14 protein-coding genes are annotated in these 17,673 nt (G+C 73.9%); 8 read left to right on the top strand and 6 right to left on the bottom strand.

The window, feature by feature from the left end; all coding sequences use genetic code 11:
* Window positions 1-166 precede the first annotated feature (166 nt).
* From ACIQCH_RS16090 to ACIQCH_RS16080, 3 genes are all read right to left on the bottom strand, one after another.
* Window positions 167-2,629, bottom strand: coding sequence for a dolichyl-phosphate beta-glucosyltransferase (locus tag ACIQCH_RS16090; protein ID WP_402581300.1), 2,463 nt, complete (start codon window positions 2,627-2,629; stop codon window positions 167-169).
* The gene (locus ACIQCH_RS16085; protein ID WP_402581299.1) at window positions 2,626-3,309 is read right to left on the bottom strand and encodes a GntR family transcriptional regulator; all 684 of its coding nucleotides are present in this window, start codon (window positions 3,307-3,309) and stop codon (window positions 2,626-2,628) included. The genes ACIQCH_RS16090 and ACIQCH_RS16085 overlap by 4 nt, the downstream gene beginning before the upstream one ends.
* Before the next feature lie 67 nt (window positions 3,310-3,376).
* Window positions 3,377-4,738, bottom strand: a complete 1,362-nt coding sequence (locus tag ACIQCH_RS16080; protein ID WP_402581298.1) for an aspartate aminotransferase family protein — start codon at window positions 4,736-4,738, stop codon at window positions 3,377-3,379.
* 403 nt (window positions 4,739-5,141) lie between these two features.
* Between ACIQCH_RS16080 and ACIQCH_RS16075 the strand changes: the two genes are divergently transcribed.
* Complete coding sequence (locus tag ACIQCH_RS16075) at window positions 5,142-6,974, top strand: serine/threonine-protein kinase (RefSeq protein ID WP_402581297.1); 1,833 nt, start codon at window positions 5,142-5,144, stop codon at window positions 6,972-6,974.
* Here the strand turns inward: ACIQCH_RS16075 and ACIQCH_RS16070 are convergent.
* The 3 genes from ACIQCH_RS16070 to ACIQCH_RS16060 all read right to left on the bottom strand — a co-directional run bounded on the left by ACIQCH_RS16070 (window position 6,971) and on the right by ACIQCH_RS16060 (window position 9,573).
* A complete protein-coding gene (locus tag ACIQCH_RS16070) occupies window positions 6,971-8,557 on the bottom strand; it encodes a caspase family protein (RefSeq protein ID WP_402581296.1) in 1,587 nt (528 codons plus the stop codon). The genes ACIQCH_RS16075 and ACIQCH_RS16070 overlap by 4 nt on opposite strands.
* On the bottom strand, window positions 8,554-8,904 hold the full coding sequence (locus ACIQCH_RS16065) for a hypothetical protein (protein WP_402581295.1): 351 nt from the start codon (window positions 8,902-8,904) through the stop codon (window positions 8,554-8,556). Before ACIQCH_RS16065 ends, ACIQCH_RS16070 begins: the two co-directional genes overlap by 4 nt.
* A 207-nt stretch (window positions 8,905-9,111) precedes the next feature.
* Entirely contained in the window at window positions 9,112-9,573 is a 462-nt protein-coding gene (locus ACIQCH_RS16060; protein WP_402581294.1) for a nuclear transport factor 2 family protein, read from the bottom strand.
* A 302-nt stretch (window positions 9,574-9,875) separates the two neighbouring features.
* Between ACIQCH_RS16060 and ACIQCH_RS16055 the strand changes: the two genes are divergently transcribed.
* The 7 genes from ACIQCH_RS16055 to ACIQCH_RS16025 all read left to right on the top strand — a co-directional run bounded on the left by ACIQCH_RS16055 (window position 9,876) and on the right by ACIQCH_RS16025 (window position 17,575).
* Window positions 9,876-10,826 carry an alpha/beta hydrolase gene (locus ACIQCH_RS16055; RefSeq protein WP_402581293.1) on the top strand — a complete coding sequence of 317 codons (951 nt, stop codon included), beginning with the start codon at window positions 9,876-9,878 and terminating at the stop codon, window positions 10,824-10,826.
* Window positions 10,827-10,892: 66 nt separating this feature from the next.
* Complete coding sequence (locus ACIQCH_RS16050; protein WP_402581292.1) at window positions 10,893-12,071, top strand: acyltransferase; 1,179 nt, start codon at window positions 10,893-10,895, stop codon at window positions 12,069-12,071.
* 73 nt (window positions 12,072-12,144) lie between these two features.
* Window positions 12,145-13,542 carry a sensor histidine kinase gene (locus ACIQCH_RS16045; RefSeq protein ID WP_402581428.1) on the top strand — a complete coding sequence of 466 codons (1,398 nt, stop codon included), beginning with the start codon at window positions 12,145-12,147 and terminating at the stop codon, window positions 13,540-13,542.
* The gene (locus tag ACIQCH_RS16040; protein WP_402581291.1) at window positions 13,539-14,213 is read left to right on the top strand and encodes a response regulator; all 675 of its coding nucleotides are present in this window, start codon (window positions 13,539-13,541) and stop codon (window positions 14,211-14,213) included. The genes ACIQCH_RS16045 and ACIQCH_RS16040 overlap by 4 nt, the downstream gene beginning before the upstream one ends.
* Window positions 14,214-14,301: 88 nt before the next feature.
* Window positions 14,302-15,636, top strand: coding sequence for a sensor histidine kinase (locus ACIQCH_RS16035; protein WP_402581290.1), 1,335 nt, complete (start codon window positions 14,302-14,304; stop codon window positions 15,634-15,636).
* Window positions 15,633-16,292, top strand: a complete 660-nt coding sequence (locus tag ACIQCH_RS16030; protein WP_402581289.1) for a response regulator — start codon at window positions 15,633-15,635, stop codon at window positions 16,290-16,292. The genes ACIQCH_RS16035 and ACIQCH_RS16030 overlap by 4 nt, the downstream gene beginning before the upstream one ends.
* Window positions 16,293-16,357: 65 nt before the next feature.
* On the top strand, window positions 16,358-17,575 hold the full coding sequence (locus ACIQCH_RS16025; protein WP_402581288.1) for a cytochrome P450: 1,218 nt from the start codon (window positions 16,358-16,360) through the stop codon (window positions 17,573-17,575).
* Window positions 17,576-17,673: the final 98 nt, after the last annotated feature.

Here is a 17,673-nt window from a genome sequence, read left to right as displayed (position 1 = left end):
TTTCGTCCGCCGGTCGCCTCAGGGTAGTGCGCCACGCACCCTGCGCGAAGGGGTCGGTGGAGACCGGAACCGGCCCCGGTGCCGGTCCGCACGGTGCCGCCCCGCGGGCGGGTGGCCCGTACGGAGGACCGGGCCGGGCCGGCCGTCCCCGGTCGAGGGGGACGGCCTAGCGGAACGGGCCCTTCCAGATCCATACGTCGGTGACCCGCTCCGGCGGCCGGCCGACCAGCTTGGTGACGGTGTCGCGCAGCACCTGCGCGCGCTCCTGGTCCTGCGGCAGCACCAGCAGGCCCGCCTTCCACCAGCGCAGGTCCCGCCGGGCCTGGTCCCGCCACTCCTGGCCGATGGTCGGGGGTTCCTTGCCGCCCCGGACGTCGGAGAGGAGGTTCGAGGTCCAGCGCGGGGTGGCGCCGTAGATGCCCATGCGCTCGGGGCCCCACGGGCCGTTGAAGTACCCGCCGGGCATCTTGAAGCCCATGCCCGCCTCGACCTGCCAGTGCAGCGCGTCCGCGGCGCCGGGGTCCGGCACCGGGATCGGGACCAGGGTGCGGTCCGCCGGGAGGTACCGGCGCCAGGTGCCGTCGGCGATGAACTGCGGAACCGGCGCCCGGTCGCGCACGGGGAACGGGGTGGGCACGATCGGCAGCAGCGCGGCGGCCACCACGAGCAGCGCGAGGGTGCGCTCCCGCGCCACCGGGAAGCTCCGGATCCGGTCCGCCCCGACGGCGACGAGCATCGCGAGCGGCGCGGCGCAGACCATGCCCACCCGGCCCTCGATCACGGACTCGAACAGCGGCTGGTGGGCGAGCAGCCGCCAGGGCCCCGGCACCACGAGGTCCGTGCCGGGGATGCCGATGCGCTGCCCCAGCGAGAGCCAGGCGGCCACGGCGGCGGTGACGCTCAGGGCCTTCACGGCCGGGCGCCGCCACTGCCAGAACGCGATGCCGGCGCAGAGCGCGAGGAGCGGCCAGCCGTAGAACGCGTTCTGCTCGGTGCGGTTCAGGGCCAGCTTGTCGGCCTGCGCCTCGTCGCCGAAGAAGGAGCGCTGGGCGTACTCGACGAAGGCGCGCGGACTGTTGCCGGCCGCGTCGCCGTGCAGCACCGAGTGGTAGCTCTGCGGGCCGAAGAACTGCCACCACAGGGGGAACGCGACGATCGGCACCGCGACCAGCGCGGCGATGCCCAGGCCCTTGGCCAGGGGCCGCACGGCGGCGCGGGCGGCGGCCGGGGCGACGACGGCGTACGAGACCGCGAAGAGCAGCATGCCGACGGCGGCCAGGAGGAACGGTTCCTCCCCCAGGAAGACCTGGTACGCCGAGAACAGCCCCAGCAGCACCCCGTCCCGGACCGGCCGGCGGGCGTGGCCGGGGGCGCACAGCCGCAGCGCGCGGTCCACGATCAGCGGGATCATGAACAGCACGCAGAAGTTCGGGTGGGCGTTGGCGTGCGAGACCATCGGCGGCGCGAAGGCCGCCAGCGCCCCGCCGAGGGCGGCCGGCCACCGGCCGCCGACGAGCCAGCGGCGGATCAGCCAGAACCAGGCCAGGGCCGTCCCCGCCAGGCCCAGGGTCAGCACCAGCGCCCAGGTCACGGCGGGGCCGAGGGCGAGGGTGACCGGGGTGAGCGGCACGGACAGGCCGAGCATCACCGTGTTCGCCATCAGGTTGACCCCGTCGGGCATGCCCTGGAGGTCGCTGAAGAGCGGATTGCGCAGGTGAGAGACGTTGTCCGCGGTGACCGCGAAGAACCACTCCCACTGGTTCTGGTCCTGGCCGGCGTCGGCGAGGTAGCTCGTGCCGAGGTCCGCCCACAGCCCCTTGTAGAGCAGCAGCGAGCCGAGCAGGTACAGCCCCGCCACGGCCAGCGCGCCGGCCTTGAGGCGGGCCAGCTCGCCGAGCACCTTCAGGTAGTCGCCGGGGCGGACCTTCGAGCCCTCCTGGTGCGACCAGCGCACCGGCACCTCGGCCACGGGCCAGCCCTGGCGCCGGAAGTACTGGAGGATCTCGACGTCGATGCCCCAGCCGTCCAGGCGGGAGGCGGCGAACGCGGCCCGGGCCCGGTCGCCGTCGAGGAGCTTGAAGCCGCACTGGGTGTCGCGGATGCCGGGCACGGCGACCGCTCGTATCAGGCGGTTGCCGGCCCGCCCGAGCAGCTCGCGCAGCCGGCTCTGGTGGTGCTCGATGCGGGAGTCGGGGTGGGCGCGCGAGCCGATCGCGGCGGCGACGTGCGGCTCCGTGAGGGCCTTCTCGAGGTGGTCGAGCTCCTCGATGGGGGTGGCCAGGTCGGCGTCCGTCAGCAGGACGCGGCGGCCGCCCGAGGCCAGCACCCCGCGGCGCAGCGCGTCGCCCTTGCCCCTGTTGCGCTCGGCGGAGACCAGGCGGATGCGCGGCTCGGCGGCCGCGGCGGCGGTGACCAGCTCGGCGGTGCGGTCGGTGGAGCCGTCGTCGGCGACGATCAGCTCCCAGGCCCCGGCACCGGTACCGACGTGGGCGTCGAGGTGGGCGCGCAGGGCCTCCAGGGTGGGGCCGATGCGGTCTTCCTCGTTGTACGCGGGGACGACCACGCTGAGGTCGACGGCGCCGAGCCAGGAGGCGGGGGCGGCGGGCACGGGCCGGGCGTCGGCGCTCACGAGTCCGCCGCCGCTTCCAGTCCGGCGGCCCAGTCCAGACCGTGCTGGTTGTAGTCGTGCACGAGGTGCCGGACCTCCTCCGCGTCCCCACGGGTCACGGCGTCGACCAGCTCGCCGTGCCGGCACCACAGGTCCTGGCGGGCCCTGGCGTCGCGCAGCAGGTGCGGGACGGCGAAGACCCAGCACTGGACCCGGATCCGGTGCAGGAACTCCGTGATGTACGTGTTGCCGACCAGCCCGCTCAGCTCCCGCCAGAACCGCAGGTCGTACCCGATCAGCACCTCCAGCGACCCGCTGGCGGCGGCCCGGCGGGCCTCGTCGGCCCGGCGGCGCACCGACACCAGGGCCTCGCTCGAGCCCGGGCCGGAGCCGCGCTCGGCGAGGCGGCGGAAGATGCCGTCCACGATCAGGGTGCGGGCCTCGACCATGCCGCGGAAGTCCGCGAGCGTGATCACCCGTACCCGGAACCCGCGGTGCTGCACGGATTCGAGCAGCCCCTGCGCGGAGAGGTCGACCAGGGCCTCGCGCACGGGGGTCGCGGACACCTCGTACTGCTCGGCGATCTGCTTGACCGTGAACTCGGTGCCGGGGGGCAGGCGCCCCGCGAGCACCTCGTCCCGCAGCGCGTCCGCGATCTGCTGGCGAAGTGTGTTGCGGGTGACAGCTCCGCTGCCGGCCATGGGGTCCGTCTCCTTTGTAAGGCTTCGGACACCTTAGGCCAGGGCAGCGGAGCGCGGCACCGGGTGATCAGCCCGAGGTGGTGTGCCGGTCGGCGACCGTCAGGGCCTCGTCGAGGAGCGCCAGGCCCTCCTTCGCCTCCGCGTCGGAGATGTTGCAGGCGGGGACGACGTGGGTGCGGTTCATGTTCACGAAGGGCCACAGGCCCGACTTCTTGCAGGCCGCCGTGAACTCGGCCATCGGCGCGTTGTCCGCGCCCGCCGCGTTGTACGGGACCAGCGGCTCGCGGGTCTCCCGGTCCTTGACCAGCTCCAGCGCCCAGAAGGCGCCGAGACCGCGCACCTCGCCCACCGACGGGTGGCGCTCGGCCAGCTCGCGCAGGCCGGGGCCGATGACGTCCTCGCCAAGCCGGGCCGCGTTCTCGACGGTGCCCTCCTCCGCCATGGTGTTGATCGTCGCGACGGCCGCGCCGCAGGCCAGCGGGTGCCCGGAGTACGTCAGACCGCCCGGGTAGGCCCGGGTCGCGAAGGTCTCGGCGACGGCCGCCGAGATGGCGACGCCGCCCAGCGGGACGTAGCCCGAGTTGACGCCCTTGGCGAAGGTGAGCAGGTCCGGGGTGACGTCCCAGTGCTCGGCGGCGAACCACTTGCCGGTGCGGCCGAAGCCCGCCATGACCTCGTCGAGGACGAAGACGATGCCGTAGCGGTCGCAGATCTCGCGCACGCCCGCGAGGTAGCCGGCCGGCGGGACCATGATGCCGGCGGTGCCGGGCACGGTCTCCAGGATGATCGCGGCGATCGACGCCGGGCCCTCGAAGGCGACCAGGTCCTCGAGGTGGCGCAGGGCGCGCTCGCACTCCTCCGCCTCGGTGGTGGCGTGGAACGGCGACCGGTACAGGAACGGTCCCCAGAAGTGCACCACGCCGGCCGCACCCGTGTCGGAGGCCCAGCGGCGCGGGTCGCCGGTGAGGTTGATCGCGGTCGCGGTGGCGCCGTGGTACGAGCGGTAGGTGCTCAGCACCTTGTGGCGGCCGGTGTGCAGGCGCGCCATGCGGATGGCGTTCTCCACGGCCTCGGCGCCGCCGTTGGTGAAGAAGATCTTGTCGAGGTCGCCGGGGGTGCGCTCGGCGATCAGCCGGGCGGCCTCGGACCGGGACTCGACGGCGAAGCCGGGGGCCAGGGTGCAGAGCTTCGCGGCCTGCTCCTGGATGGCGGCGACGACCTTGGGGTGCTGGTGGCCGATGTTGGTGTTGACCAGCTGGGAGGCGAAGTCGAGGTAGCGGTTGCCGTCGTAGTCCCAGAAGTACGACCCCTCGGCGCCGGCCACGGCAAGTGGGTCGATCAGGGCCTGGGCGGACCAGGAGTGGAAGACGTGCGCGCGGTCGGCGGCCTTGACGGCCGCGCCGGTCTGCGGGTCGGGCTGAGGGGTCATGCCCTCCAGGCTAAAAGTGCACAGGTGGGACGCGGTATCGGCGTCCTGTCGGCCGGGAGGGGGGCCGCCTCGGCAGTGTGTCTGCCGGGACGGCCCCCGGTTTCCGGACCCCCGTGTCCGGAGTCCGTGCGGCGGTGGCGGCCGGGGCCGGCCGCGGTCCGCCGCTCGGGTCAGCCGTGCAGGTGCTTCGGGGCCGTCTGGTTCGGGCGGCCGTACAGGTGGTCGCCGAGGGTGCCGTCGGATCGGCGTCCACCGGCTCGCCGACGGCACGCGCAACTGGACGGCCCGTGCCGTGCGTCCTTCCTACCGCGTCATCCGTACTGCCCGGGCAGCTGCGGCCGGACGGGGTCCGGAGTACCGTCGGCCCGGTCGGCACGTCCTCAGGGGGAAGGACCGCACGGCCATGGACCAGCTCGCTTTCGGGGACCCTCAACAGATCGGCGGCCACCGGCTGCTGGCCCGGCTCGGCGAGGGCGGCATGGGCCGGGTCTACCTGGCCCGGTCGCCGCGCGGCCGCACCGTCGCCGTGAAGCTCGTCCACCAGGAGCTCGCCCGGCGGCCGGAGTTCCGCGAACGGTTCCGCCAGGAAGTGGCGGCCGCGCGCCGGGTGGGCGGCCGGTGGACCGCCCCCGTGCTCGACGCGGACACGGAGGCACCGGTGCCGTGGCTGGCCACCGGGTACGTCGCCGGGCCCAGCCTGCGCACGGTGGTCGACCGCGACCACGGCCCCCTGCCGGAACGCTCCGCGCGCATCCTGGCGGCCGGGCTGGCCCACGCCCTCCAGGACATCCACGCCGCCGGGCTGATCCACCGCGACCTGAAGCCCTCGAACGTGCTCGTGACCATCGACGGGCCCCGGGTCATCGACTTCGGCATCGCCCGGGCCCTGACCGGGGACGCCACCGCGGACGCGGGGCTGACCAGGACCGGGGAGATCGTGGGTTCGCCGGGTTTCATGGCGCCGGAACAGGTGCGGGGCGAGCCGGTGACGCCCGCCTGCGACGTCTTCTGCCTCGGGTCCGTGCTCGCCTACGCGGTGTCCGGGGCGCTGCCCTTCGGGGAGGCCACGGGCGGCCCCGGCGGGCTGGCCGCGCTGCTGCTGCGGATCGCGGAGCGGGAGCCCGACCTGGGCGGCGTACCGGAGTCGCTGCGGGGGCTGGTGCGGGACTGCCTGCACAAGGACCCTGCGGCGCGGCCCAGCCCGGCCGACGTCCTGGCGCGGGTCGGGGCCGGGGACACGGTGGCCGACGGGCGGGCGCTGGAGCCGTGGCTGCCGGGGGCGTTGGTGGCGCAACTGGGGCGGCACGCGGTCCGGCTGCTGGAACGGGAGGACGCGGGGCCCGTACGGGAGGACACGATGCCGGTACGGGAGGACACGATGCCCGTGGCCGAGGCCCCGGCGCCGTACCCGCCCGCCCCGCACCGGCCGGCTCCGCCGTACGGTCCGACCGCTGCGGCGGGGTCGGCGGGGTGGGGCGTCGGCGTGGGTGGGGCGGGGGCGGTCGCGGGGTCCGCGTCGGGGGCGGTCTCGGGGACGGTACCGGGGGGCTTCGGGCCGCCGGCCGCGGGTCAGGGGGATTACGGGGGCTACGGGGCGTACCGGGGCTTCGGCACCCTGCCCGCGGGCCCGCCGGCCGCGGGGCCCGCACCCCGGCGGACCGGCTCGACGGTGTTCCTGGTGGGGGTGGCGCTGGTGGTCGCGGTACTTGCGGGTGGCACGGTGTACGGGTTCGTGAGCGGCGGATGGCACGGGCACGGCGACTCCGCCGCGCCGGGCCCGCTCGGGCGTACGGGATCCCCCTCCGGTACGACGCCCACGGTCGACCCGTCGTCGCCGGAGGGGGCCGCCGGGGCGGCCGGGGCGGCCTCGGGGACCGGCGGGACGGCGGCCGGCAGCGCTGCCGGAGCCGCTCCGGACAGCGGGATCCCGGCCTCCTACCTGGGCAGTTGGCGCTCCTCCGCCGGAACCTGGCGGCTGACGCTGCGCGCGGGCGGGGTCGGGGCGCCGGTGATGACCCTGGCCAAGACGGACCCGGCGTACACGTGCACCTGGACCGCGCCCCTGCGCTCGGCCGGACCGCCGGTCGAGCTCGACCCGTCGACCGTGACCGCCGGTGACCCGGTGACCTGCGGGCCCGGTCCGTGGAGCCGGCTGACGCTGCGGGCGGACGGGAGTCTGGAGCGGGAGTTGGTCGGCAGCGGGAAGGCGCCGCTGGTCTACACGAAGGAGCCCTAGCGGGACACCGGGACGTGGGGCCCGGACGGGCCCGGCCCGCCGAACCACTCCGGGTGGCGCAGGGCGAGGTCCGCCATGCCCCGCCGGACCCCCTGGAGGGCATGGAGGAGCGGCGTCCCGAGGCCTTCGCGGAACTCGACGCGTCCGCCGCCGTACCTCACCGTCGTGGTCACGATCGTCGACTCGCCGCCGAAGCCTCCCTGGTCCGTGCTGCCCGACCAGGTCTCCGTCCTGGTCGCGCTGGACACGCCGACCGCGGGCAGCTCGGCGTACGGGACGCGCACGAGGCCGCGCGCGAGGTCCGCCAGGCACAGGCAGCGGTCGGAGCAGGCGAACTCGGTCGAGTGCGAGTCGTACCAGGAGGACTTGACGTAGCCGATCAGGCGCTCGTCGGCGGCGAGACCGCACTTCCTGCCCAGTTTGGCGATCTTGCGGCCGCCCGCCTCCCCGTCCGACACGAGCGCCATGTCCTGGCGGATCAGCACCACGCGCAGTGCGTCGACGAAGGTGGTGGGTTCGCGGCGGTGCTGCTCGACGTAGGCGTCCACCTGCTGGGAGTCGAAGCCGTGGCGGCCCTTGCCGGACACCCTCGGGAAGTACGGCGGTCTGACCCGGCGCCAGTGGTCGGGGTGCGAGACCCCGGCCAGGATGCCGTCGATCTCGGCGTGCACCTTCTCGATGTCGTAGCCGCCACCGGAGACGGTGTCGAAGGCGAGCCGTCCCGTGGGGGTCGTCGCACGCGGGCGCGGGGTGGGCGCGGGACGGGAGGCCGGGGTGGCTTCGACCGGGGTGGGCGGGGGTGGCGGCGGGGGGACGTACGCCTTGTTGGCGACGAGCGGGAAGTCGGCGGCGTTCTTCTTGCTGCTCTGCTCCGGGAGCGGGTACCTGGTGGCGCGCATGCGGCGGTACACCTCCGCCCACAGGTCGCCCATCCGCAGGACGGGTCCGGCGTCGGCGACGCCGTTCTCCATGGTGGTCAGCAGGCAGCCGGTGAAGGCGCTGTACGTCTCCCCCGCGGGCGCGAGGGAACGCTTGGTCTCCGGGGCGGAGGTCAGGCAGTAGAGGCCGCGGTGCGCCAACTGGTCCATGATCAGCCGGGATTCGTCGCCCATGAGGCCCGCGTGCGCGCGGCCGCTGAAGCAGCAGTCGAGGATGACGATCTTGACGGTGGCCCGGGACTCCTTGAGGGCCTCCGCCAGGTACCCGAACGGCAGGCTCGTCCACGCCTTGCCGGGCTCGCTGGTCGTGAGGCTGAGGTGCAGGTCCTGGCTGTCGTTCTCCAGGAGGCCGTGCCCGCTGTAGTAGACCAGCAGGGCCTCCTGCGCCTGCTCCGCGGCCTCCTGGACCGGCCGCATGATCTCCTCGGGCCGGTCGGGGTCGGGCACGAGCGCCACGTGGTGCCGGGCGAAGCCGCCCCGCACGCCGTCGGTGAGGACGTCGGCCAGGCCGTGGATGTTGCGCAGCGAGTGCGGGATGGGTGCGAGGCGGCCGGGTACGTACGTACCGGTGCCGACCAGCACGGCACGGGCGGAGGTGAAGGACGGGAGCGTGCGCAGGACGGCGGCTCCGTGGAACGGGCTCACCGCCCCTCCAGTTCGCGGAGGATGCGTCGGGCCACCTCGTCCGGGTCCGCGAGGCGGGGCGCGTCGATCTCCACCTCCTTCTCGCCGCTGCGGACGCGGATGCGCACGGCCCGGCGGCGGGTGCTGGCCCACGTGCCGACGGACGCGGCGACGGCGGTGAGCAGGCCCTGGGGCTCCAGCACCAGGTGGAGGGCCTCCAGGGCGGGACCCATCTCGCCGTCCCGGGCCGGGGCCTGGCGGCCGGTGACGGTGATGCCGGCGAGGTCCTCGTCGGCGCGCAGCCATCCCTGCAGCTGCCGCAGTTCGTCGCCGGCCTCGTCGCCGGGCAGGTCGAGTCGCACGATCATGGCATCCCCCCGGGACTCACAACTCGCAGGCGGAACACGGTAGTGGTGCCCGGCAGGCCAGAAGGGTGGTTTGCCGAAGGCGGACCACGAAGGAGGTCGAGGAGGGGCGGTCCAGGAGAGACGGTCGCGGACGGGCGGTGGAGGACGGGCGGTCCAGGACGGGCGGTCCAGGACGGGCGGGCAGGGCGGGCGGTCCAGGACGGGCGGTCAGGCCGCCCGCTCGCCCGCGACGGGTCGGCCGCCGTCCCGGTCCCCGGCCGCGGCGCCCTCCCGCGGCAGGTCCAACCGCTCCACGTACCCGGCGCGCCACGGGGCCGCGGGGTCCTGCCCCGGGCTGGTCCAGTACTCGCGACCGGCGACGATCTCGCCGTCGCGGACCGTCCACAGCGAGACGCCCCGGTAGACGACGTGGTCCTGCGGGACCTCGACCTCGGAGACCACCGCCTCGCCCTGCGCGACGATGCGCAGCACCCGGACCGCCCACTCGTCGACCACCCGGCTGTCGAGGTGCTCCCTGTTCACGGCCACGAAGTTGGCCCGCCCGACGATCCGCTCCCCGCTCACCGGCCATTCGATGACCGCGTCCTGCGCGATCAGCTCGGCGACCCGCGCCCAGTCCTGCGCCCCGATCCGTTCCCACAGCTCCTGTACGACGCTCAACGGCTCCATGAGCGGCAGCATGCACAAGCGCGTTCGGGCACAACAGGCTTTGCTTGCACGCTTATTGACATCGACACAATCCGGCGGGGGGCGCGGACCGCCGCCGGTTCCGCCGCCGGTCCGCCGCTCGCGCCGGCTGCCGGCCGGGCCGGCACGGGTGACCTCGGCGAGGGTGCGGGTCACCCACGTCATACCTGAGAGCTACGCGGAAAGGCGGCTCCGCAGTGTGACGCGAACGAGCAGGGGTGGTTCGTAACTTCGGTTTCCACGGGGCGCATTGGGCGACCCGGGCCCGGATCCGGAGGACTGCCATGACGCCCCGCACCGTTCGACTCGGCCGCCTGCGCCGCGCGCTGTCGGCCGCACTCGTCGCGGGCGCCGTCGCCGCTCCCGTGTCCGCGGCCGCACTGCCCAGTGCGCCCGCGCCCGCCCCCGTGCGGTTCGCGGATGCGGCGCCGCCCGCGGCGCGGTACGCGGCGAACCGGGCCAACGTCATCGCCGCCGCGCGGATGGCCGAGGAGGACGGGCGCGGCAGCCGGGCCGTGAAGCTGCTCGAGCTCGCCGGCGGGAACCTCCTCTCCTTCGACGGGCGCGGCGAGGGGCGGGTCGTCGAGGTGTTCGGCGACCTGTCCCGCGCCGAGCGGGTCGCGGTGCTGGTGCCGGGCTCCGACACCACGCTCGACACCTACCGGCGCTTCCGGGAGGGAGCGCGCGCACTGTCCGAGCGGCTGCGGGCCCAGGGGCAGGGGCGGGTCGCGGTGGTGGCCTGGCTCGGGTACGAGACCCCGGGGACGGTCAGCCCGAGCGTGCTCACCAGCGGGCGGGCGGACGACGCGGCCGGTGCGCTGGAGCCGTTCCTGGACGAGCTCGGGCGGCTCACGCCGCACGGCACCCGTGTGGCGCTGCTGTGCCATTCGTACGGCTCGGTGGTCTGCGCGCGGACGGCGACGCCGGCGTCGGTCACCGACGTGGCGCTGTTCGGGAGCCCGGGCACGGGCGTCGACCGGGCCGCTCAGCTGCCCACCTCGGCCCGCGTCTGGGCCGGACGGGGCGCCGACGACTGGATCGCGAACGTGCCGCACCTCCTCCTCGAACTGCCGGGTACGGCGGTGGGGTTCGGCACGGATCCCGTGGATCCGGCTTTCGGGGCGCGGGTGTTCCCGGCCGGCTCGGGCGGCCACAGCGACTACCTCAAGCCCGGCAGCTTCGCGCTGGACCAGCTCACCCGCATAGCCGCGGGCCGCTCCCCGGCCCACGACTGACCCACATCCGGCCATCCATCCCCCATCCACCCATCCACCCATCCACCCATCCACCCGGAGGCTCCCATGCGCTCGCTGCACGACCTCGTACACCGGATAGACGCCGTCACGCCCGTCGACCGCGACCGGTCGGTCGACGCGCTGCGGGCCTTCGCCATCCTCGGCGTGGTGCTCGGGCACTGGCTGGTGACGGCGTTGACCACGGCCGACGGTGCGCTGCGCGGCACCAGTCCGCTGGCGCACATGCCGTGGCTGGCCCCGGTGTCCTGGGTGTTCCAGACCCTGGCCGTGTTCTTCATGGTCGGCGGGCACGTGGCCGCCAAGGGGTACGCGTCGGCGCGCGCCCGCGGGGTGTCGTACGGGACATGGGCCGGGAGCCGGCTCGGCCGGCTGTTCCGGCCGGTGGTCGCCGTGCTCGTCGTATGGACGGTGGCGGCGGGCTCGATGCTGGCGGCCGGTGTGGACCGGGACACCTTGCACACGCTCCTCCAGCTGGTGCTCTCCCCGCTGTGGTTCCTGCTGGTCTTCGCCGCTCTGACCGCCGCCACACCGCTGGTGGCCCGGCTCGGTCCGGTGTGGACGCTGGCCGTGGTGGTGGCGGTGGACCTGGGCCGGTTCGCGCTCGGCGGGCCCGCCTGGCTGGGGTGGATCAACGTGGCCGCGGGTTGGCTGGTGCCCTACTGCCTGGGAGCCGCCTGGGCGCGCGGGGCGTTCGCCCGGCGGCGGCCGGCCGCACTTCTGCTGGCCGGCGGGGCCGCGACGACCGCCGTGCTGGTCGCGTGGGGCGGCTACCCGGCCGCCATGGTGGGCGTCCCGGGAGCGGAGGTCTCCAATCTCAACCCGCCCACGCTCGCCGCGGTCTGCTTCGGCCTGGCCCAGTGCGGCCTGGCGCTGCTGGTGCGCGAGCCGCTGGCCCGGCTGATGCGCCGGCCCGCCGCCTGGGCCGGGGTGGCGCTGCTGAACCTGTCCGCGATGACGGTGTTCCTCTGGCACCAGACCGCGATGATGGCCGTCACCGCGACCGGCCTGCTGTTCGGCACGCGGCTGCCGGGGCTGCACACCGTGCCCGACGGCCCGGGGTGGATACCCGCCCGCCTGGCCTGGCTGCCGGTGTTCTTGCTGGCGCTGCTGGTGTGCTGGACCGCGTTCCGTACGTACGAGCAGGGCGGTCGGCGTCGCAGCCGCGGGGGATCCGTGATCGTTCGCGGGAACCTGGCGGCCGTCCGGGACGACAGCCATGCATAGGCTGGACGGCGTGAGCCCCGAGGAGACGAAGCCCCCGAAGCCCGCGCAGGTGCCGCCCCGGGACCCCGAGGAGATGGGGACCGCCCTCGACTGGGCCGGTCAGACCGTGCGCGCCCTGGAGCGCACGGTGGTTCGCACCCTGAGGCAGGACCTGTTCACGCTGGGGCGGGACCCGCTGCCGCGGATGTCCCGGCCGCGCTGGCTGGCCCGGCTGCCCCACGTGGGCGTGTGCCTCCTCGGCTTCTACCTGACGCTCGCGTACGGGGACCAGCTGTTCAACATGTACCACCTGCAGCCGGAGTTGGTCATCCTCGCGCTGGTCACCCAGGGCCTCGGCGTCCTGGTGGCCATGTCCCGGCCGCTCGCCGGCTTCTGGCTGTCGCTGGCGTCGGCCACCGTCACGGTGCTCGCCGCGACCCGGGTCGGGGATCACGCGTGGCCCTGGACGTACGCGAACCTGACGCTGCACGGCCTGGTACTGCTCCTGGTGTCCCTGCGGGTCCGGCCCCGGATCGCGGTGGAGGTGCTGGCGGTCTCGGTGGGCTGGGGCTACCTCGCGGTCCTGGTCAACGGCTTCGGGGTCGGCTACCGGCACACCGTGTCCCAGGCCGTCGTCTACTTCGGGCTGACCGTCGTCCTCGGCTCGGCCCTGCGGGCCCGCCGGGTGGCGCGCACCCAGCTGGTCGAGCAGGAGTCGCTGACGGCCGAGGAGCGGGCCCGGCGCACCCTGCTGGAGGAGCGCAGCCGCATCGCGCGCGAGCTGCACGACGTGGTGGCCCACCACATGTCCGTCATCTCCATCCAGGCGCAGGTGGCCCCGCACCTGGTGGAGAACCCCTCCGACGAGCTGAAGGAGAACCTGGCGGGGATCCGGGGGAACGCGCTGGAGGCCCTCACCGAACTCCGCCGCGTCCTCGGCGTGCTGCGCTCGGAGGACCCCGAGGACCCGGCCGACCCGCACCATCCGCAGCCCACCCTGGCCGATCTGGACGCGCTGGTGGACAACGTCCGCGGGGCCGGTCTGGACGTGGCCGTCGAGCGGGCCGGGATCGCCCGTCCGCTCGGCCCGGGCGCCGAGCTCACCGCGTACCGCATCATCCAGGAGGCGCTGAGCAACTGCCTTCGTCACGCTCCCGGTTCGCACGTCGAGGTGGGCATCGCGTACGGGCCCCGTGAGCTGCACGTGTGCGTGGCCAACACGGCGCCCACGACGGCCGCGCCGCCGTCTCCCGGGGCCGGGCACGGACTGCTCGGCATGCGTGAGCGGGCCGGGATGCTGGGCGGTGAACTGGCCGCCGGACCTCGCCCCGGCGGCGGGTACGAGGTGACCGCCGTCCTGCCCGTCGACGCCCCCGCCGCCCCGTCCGGCGCGGCGCCCGTCCGCGCCGCCGTCCCGACCGCCACCGCTTCCCCGCCCGCTTCCCCGCCCGCTTCCCCGCCCGCCCCACGGCCCGACAAGGACCAGGAATGACCACGACTCCGATCCGCGTGATGATCGCCGACGACCAGGTGATGGTCCGGCAGGGCTTCACCGTGCTGCTCAACGCCCAGCCCGACATCGAGGTGGTCGGCCAGGCCGTCGACGGCGCCGACGCGATCGAGAAGGTCGCCGAACTCGGCCCGGACGTGGTGCTGATGGACATCCGCATGCCGGGCGTGGGCGGCATCGAGGCCACCGCCCGCATCACGGGCGCCCCGGGCTCCACGGTGAAGGTGCTGGTGCTGACCACCTTCGACCTCGACGAGTACGTGTACGAGGCGCTCCGCTCCGGCGCGTCCGGGTTCCTCCTCAAGGACGCCTCCGCCGAGCAGCTCGCGGAGGCCGTGCGGGTCATCGCGGCCGGTGAGGCACTGCTCGCCCCCAACATCACCAAGCGGCTGATCACCGAGTTCTCCCGGATGGGCGCACCCAGGGGGCCGCTGAAGGAGCGGCTGGGCGAGCTGACCGAACGGGAGACGGAAGTGCTGGTCCTGGTCGCCCAGGGCCTGTCCAACGCGGAGATCGCCCAGCAGCTGATGGTGGCCGAGCAGACGGTGAAGACGCACGTGAGCCGGATCCTGGTGAAGTTGAACCTGCGCGACCGCACGCAGGCCGCCGTGCACGCCTACGAAACCGGCCTGATCCGTCCGACGGGCTACTGAGCGGACGACGTAGTACTTGAGGGGGACCCGGGGAAATCCCCTTGGGGCCCGACGCGGTCGAAGGGGGCGGCGGCCTACGGTTTCGACCATGACCGACATGGCCGCCGGGGGGACCCGGACACAGCAGACTCCACCTCCTGAGCTGCGCGTCGTCAGGGACGTCCTGGGGAACCTGCGGCGCGAGATGTTCACGAACACCTTCGCCTACCGACCGTTGAGCCCTAGGTCCAAGAGCGGCCCACTCACGCAGCTGCTCCCGGAGCGTCTGCGCCGGTACTCGGCGTGGGCGCCGCACGCGGCCGTCCTGGGGACAGCCCTGTTCATACTGTGGCTCGCCTTCGTCTTCGGCTCGTACACGATGGGCCCCGTCGGCTGGGCCCTGACGGGGCTGCTGCCGGCGGCGGCCGTGGCCACGACCCTGATCCGGCCCTTGGCCGCCTGGTGGTTGTCCGTCCTCGTCTCCATGGTGCTCGCGGTGTTCGGCAACGGCTGGGGCTGGCCCTGGACCCCGTCCTCGTTCCTCGCGCACCTGACGGTGATGACCGTGGTGGCCCTGCGCACCACCCATCGGGCAGCCGGCTGGATGTGGCTGATGACGATGGGTCTCGGCGCCGGGCTGTCCTACGTGTCGAACGTCTACGGCACCGTGGGGAACACCGGCGAGATGACCTTGGCCTCCGGCATCGCCATGCTGGTGGTGTCCGTGGTGCACATCCGGCGCGAGGCCGAGCAGGAGGTCACCGCCCAGCAGGAGGTCACCGCGGTCGAGCGGGACAAGCGGACGCTGCTGGAGGAGCGCACCACGATCGCGCGGGAGCTGCACGACGTGGTGGCCCACCACATGTCGGTCGTGGCGATCCAGGCCGAGGCGGCGCCGTACCGGGTGCAGAACCCGCCGCCGGAGCTGGAGCAGGCCTTCGCCACCATCCGGGAGAACGCGGTGGCGGCACTGACGGAGCTGCGCCGGGTGCTGGGCGTGGTCCGGTCCGCGGACTACGAGGCCCCGGAGGCCCCCCAGCCGACGCTGGCCGTGCTGGACACGCTGCTGGACAACGTGCGGGACGCCGGGCTGACGGTGGAGAAGACCGTCACGGGGGCGGTGCGGGACCTGCCGCAGGGCGTGGAGCTGTCGGCGTACCGCATCGTCCAGGAGGCGCTGAGCAACGCGCTGCGGCACGCCCCGGGTGCCTCGGCCTCGGTGGAGATCAGCTACGTTCTGGGCGGTCTGGGCCTGCGGATCGTCAACGGCCCGGCGACCGGCGACGTCCGGCCCTCGCCCGGGGCGGGGCACGGCCTCACCGGCATGCAGGAGCGGGTGGCGATGCTGGAGGGCGAGATGACGGCCGGATCGACGGCGGAAGGCGGATACGAGGTGGCGGTGTTCATACCCGTGCGGCAGCGGGCCGACGAGGACGGCGCATGACGATCAAAGTCCTCATCGTGGACGACCAGGTCATGGTCCGCGAGGGGTTCTCGGTACTGCTCGGGGCGATGCCGGACATCGAGGTGGTCGGCGAGGCCGTCGACGGACGCGAGGCGATCGCCCAGGTCGCCGCGTTGAGGCCGGACGTGGTGCTGATGGACATCCGGATGCCGGTGCTCAACGGTCTGGAGGCCACTCGGGAGATCGTGGCGGCGGACGCGGACGCGAAGGTGCTGGTCCTGACGACCTTCGACCTCGACGAGTACGTGTACCAGGCGCTGCGCGCGGGTGCTTCGGGCTTCCTCCTCAAGGACGCCTCGGCCCGTCAGCTCGCCGACGGGGTGCGGGTGGTGGCCTCCGGCGAGGCGTTGCTCGCCCCTTCGGTGACCAAGCGCCTGATCTCGGAGTTCTCCAAGCTCTCGGAGGCCCCCCGCCCCACCGACCGCACGGCGGTGGGCGACCTGACCGAGCGGGAGACGGAGGTGCTGGTCCTCATCGCGCAGGGCCTGTCGAACGCGGAGATCGCCGACCGTCTGGTGATCGCCGAGTCCACGATCAAGACCCACGTCAGCCGCATCCTCGTGAAGCTGGGCCTGCGCGACCGCACCCAGGCCGCCGTCTTCGCCTACGAGGCCCGGCTGGTCACGCCGTCGTAGGGCGGGATCGGGATCGACACGGCCGGGCTCGAGAACTCCGTGCGGTGAGCGGGTAGCGTCGGGGTATGAGCGAGGGCGCTGTGTTCGATCCGTGGTCGCGCGAGTTCGTGGCCGATCCCTATCCCGCCTACGCGCGGCTGCGCAGGGAGGGACGGGCGCACTGGTTCGAGCCGACCGGGCAGTGGCTGATCCCGCACTACGACGACGTGAGCGCGCTGCTGCGCGACCGGCGGCTGGGGCGGACGTACCTGCACCGGTTCACGCACGAGGAGTTCGGGCGGACGCCGCCGCCCGTGGCGCACGACGCGTTCACGGTGCTCAACGGCAACGGGCTGCTGGACCTGGAGGACCCGCACCATGCCCGGGTGCGGCGACTGGTGGCGAAGGCGTTCACGCCCCGCATGGTCGAGCAGCTGGCGCCGACCGTGCGTCGGATGGCCGCCGAGCTGGTGGCGGGCCTGCGCGCGGACGGGGGCGGGGACCTGGTCGCCGCCGTGGCGGAGCCGCTGCCGGTGGCCGTCATCGCCGAGCTGCTCGGGGTCCCCGAGAGTGACCGGGGGCTGCTGCGGCCCTGGTCGTCGGCCATCTGCGGGATGTTCGAGCTCAACCCGTCCGAGGACGCGGCGCGGGCTGCGGTGCAGGCCTGTGTGGAGTTCGACCTGTACCTGCGCGAGCTCATCGAGGAGCGCCGGCGGGAGCCGGACACGGACCTGATCTCGGCACTGATCGCGGCGCACGACGAGGACGGGCGGCTCAGCGAGCAGGAGATGGTCTCCACCTGCGTGCTGCTGCTCAACGCGGGCCACGAGGCGACCGTGAACACCACGGCCAACGGCTGGTGGACCCTGTTCCGGCACCCGGAGCAGCTGGCGGCGCTGCGGGCCGACCCGGCGGGCATGCTGTCCACAGCTGTGGAGGAGCTGATGCGCTTCGACACCCCGCTGCAGATGTTCGAGCGCTGGGTGCTCGACGACATCGAGGTCGGGGACACCAAGATCCCGCGCGGGTCGGAGGTGGCGCTGCTGTTCGGTTCGGCCAACCGGGACCCGGCCCGCTTCGCCCGTCCCGACGAGCTGGACCTCGTCCGCACGGACAACCCGCACATCACCTTCGGGGCGGGCATTCACTACTGCCTGGGCGCACCACTGGCCCGGCTGGAGCTGGCCGCCTCCTTCGGCGCACTGCTCGCGGACGGCGTACCGCCCCTGCGGCTCGTCGCCGAACCGCAGTGGCAGGACGGGTACGTGATCCGCGGCCTGCGCGAGCTGCTGGTGGAGTTCTAGGGGCAACGCCGTTCAGTTAAGGGCGGGGTCGGGGCGTCAAGAGCTGCTCGTGAGCATGGTGATGTGGATGGTTGCTTTGTAGGTGGTCCGGTCGATGG

The sequence above is a fragment of the Streptomyces sp. NPDC093225 genome (assembly GCF_044753805.1).
Taxonomy (GTDB): domain Bacteria; phylum Actinomycetota; class Actinomycetes; order Streptomycetales; family Streptomycetaceae; genus Streptomyces.
This window is presented reverse-complemented; position numbering and strand designations above follow the sequence as displayed.

Excerpts from the sequence above, each read along its gene's own strand:
- ACIQCH_RS16025 (WP_402581288.1), top strand. The coding sequence starts at position 16,358 with ATGAGCGAGGGCGCTGTGTTCGATCCGTGGTCGCGCGAGTTCGTGGCC.
- ACIQCH_RS16050 (WP_402581292.1), top strand. The coding sequence starts at position 10,893 with ATGCGCTCGCTGCACGACCTCGTACACCGGATAGACGCCGTCACGCCC.
- ACIQCH_RS16030 (WP_402581289.1), top strand. The coding sequence starts at position 15,633 with ATGACGATCAAAGTCCTCATCGTGGACGACCAGGTCATGGTCCGCGAG.
- ACIQCH_RS16075 (WP_402581297.1), top strand. The coding sequence starts at position 5,142 with ATGGACCAGCTCGCTTTCGGGGACCCTCAACAGATCGGCGGCCACCGG.
- ACIQCH_RS16085 (WP_402581299.1), bottom strand. The coding sequence starts at position 3,309 with ATGGCCGGCAGCGGAGCTGTCACCCGCAACACACTTCGCCAGCAGATC.
- ACIQCH_RS16060 (WP_402581294.1), bottom strand. The coding sequence starts at position 9,573 with ATGGAGCCGTTGAGCGTCGTACAGGAGCTGTGGGAACGGATCGGGGCG.
- ACIQCH_RS16035 (WP_402581290.1), top strand. The coding sequence starts at position 14,302 with ATGACCGACATGGCCGCCGGGGGGACCCGGACACAGCAGACTCCACCT.
- ACIQCH_RS16080 (WP_402581298.1), bottom strand. The coding sequence starts at position 4,738 with ATGACCCCTCAGCCCGACCCGCAGACCGGCGCGGCCGTCAAGGCCGCC.
- ACIQCH_RS16055 (WP_402581293.1), top strand. The coding sequence starts at position 9,876 with ATGACGCCCCGCACCGTTCGACTCGGCCGCCTGCGCCGCGCGCTGTCG.
- ACIQCH_RS16045 (WP_402581428.1), top strand. The coding sequence starts at position 12,145 with ATGGGGACCGCCCTCGACTGGGCCGGTCAGACCGTGCGCGCCCTGGAG.
- ACIQCH_RS16065 (WP_402581295.1), bottom strand. The coding sequence starts at position 8,904 with ATGATCGTGCGACTCGACCTGCCCGGCGACGAGGCCGGCGACGAACTG.
- ACIQCH_RS16040 (WP_402581291.1), top strand. The coding sequence starts at position 13,539 with ATGACCACGACTCCGATCCGCGTGATGATCGCCGACGACCAGGTGATG.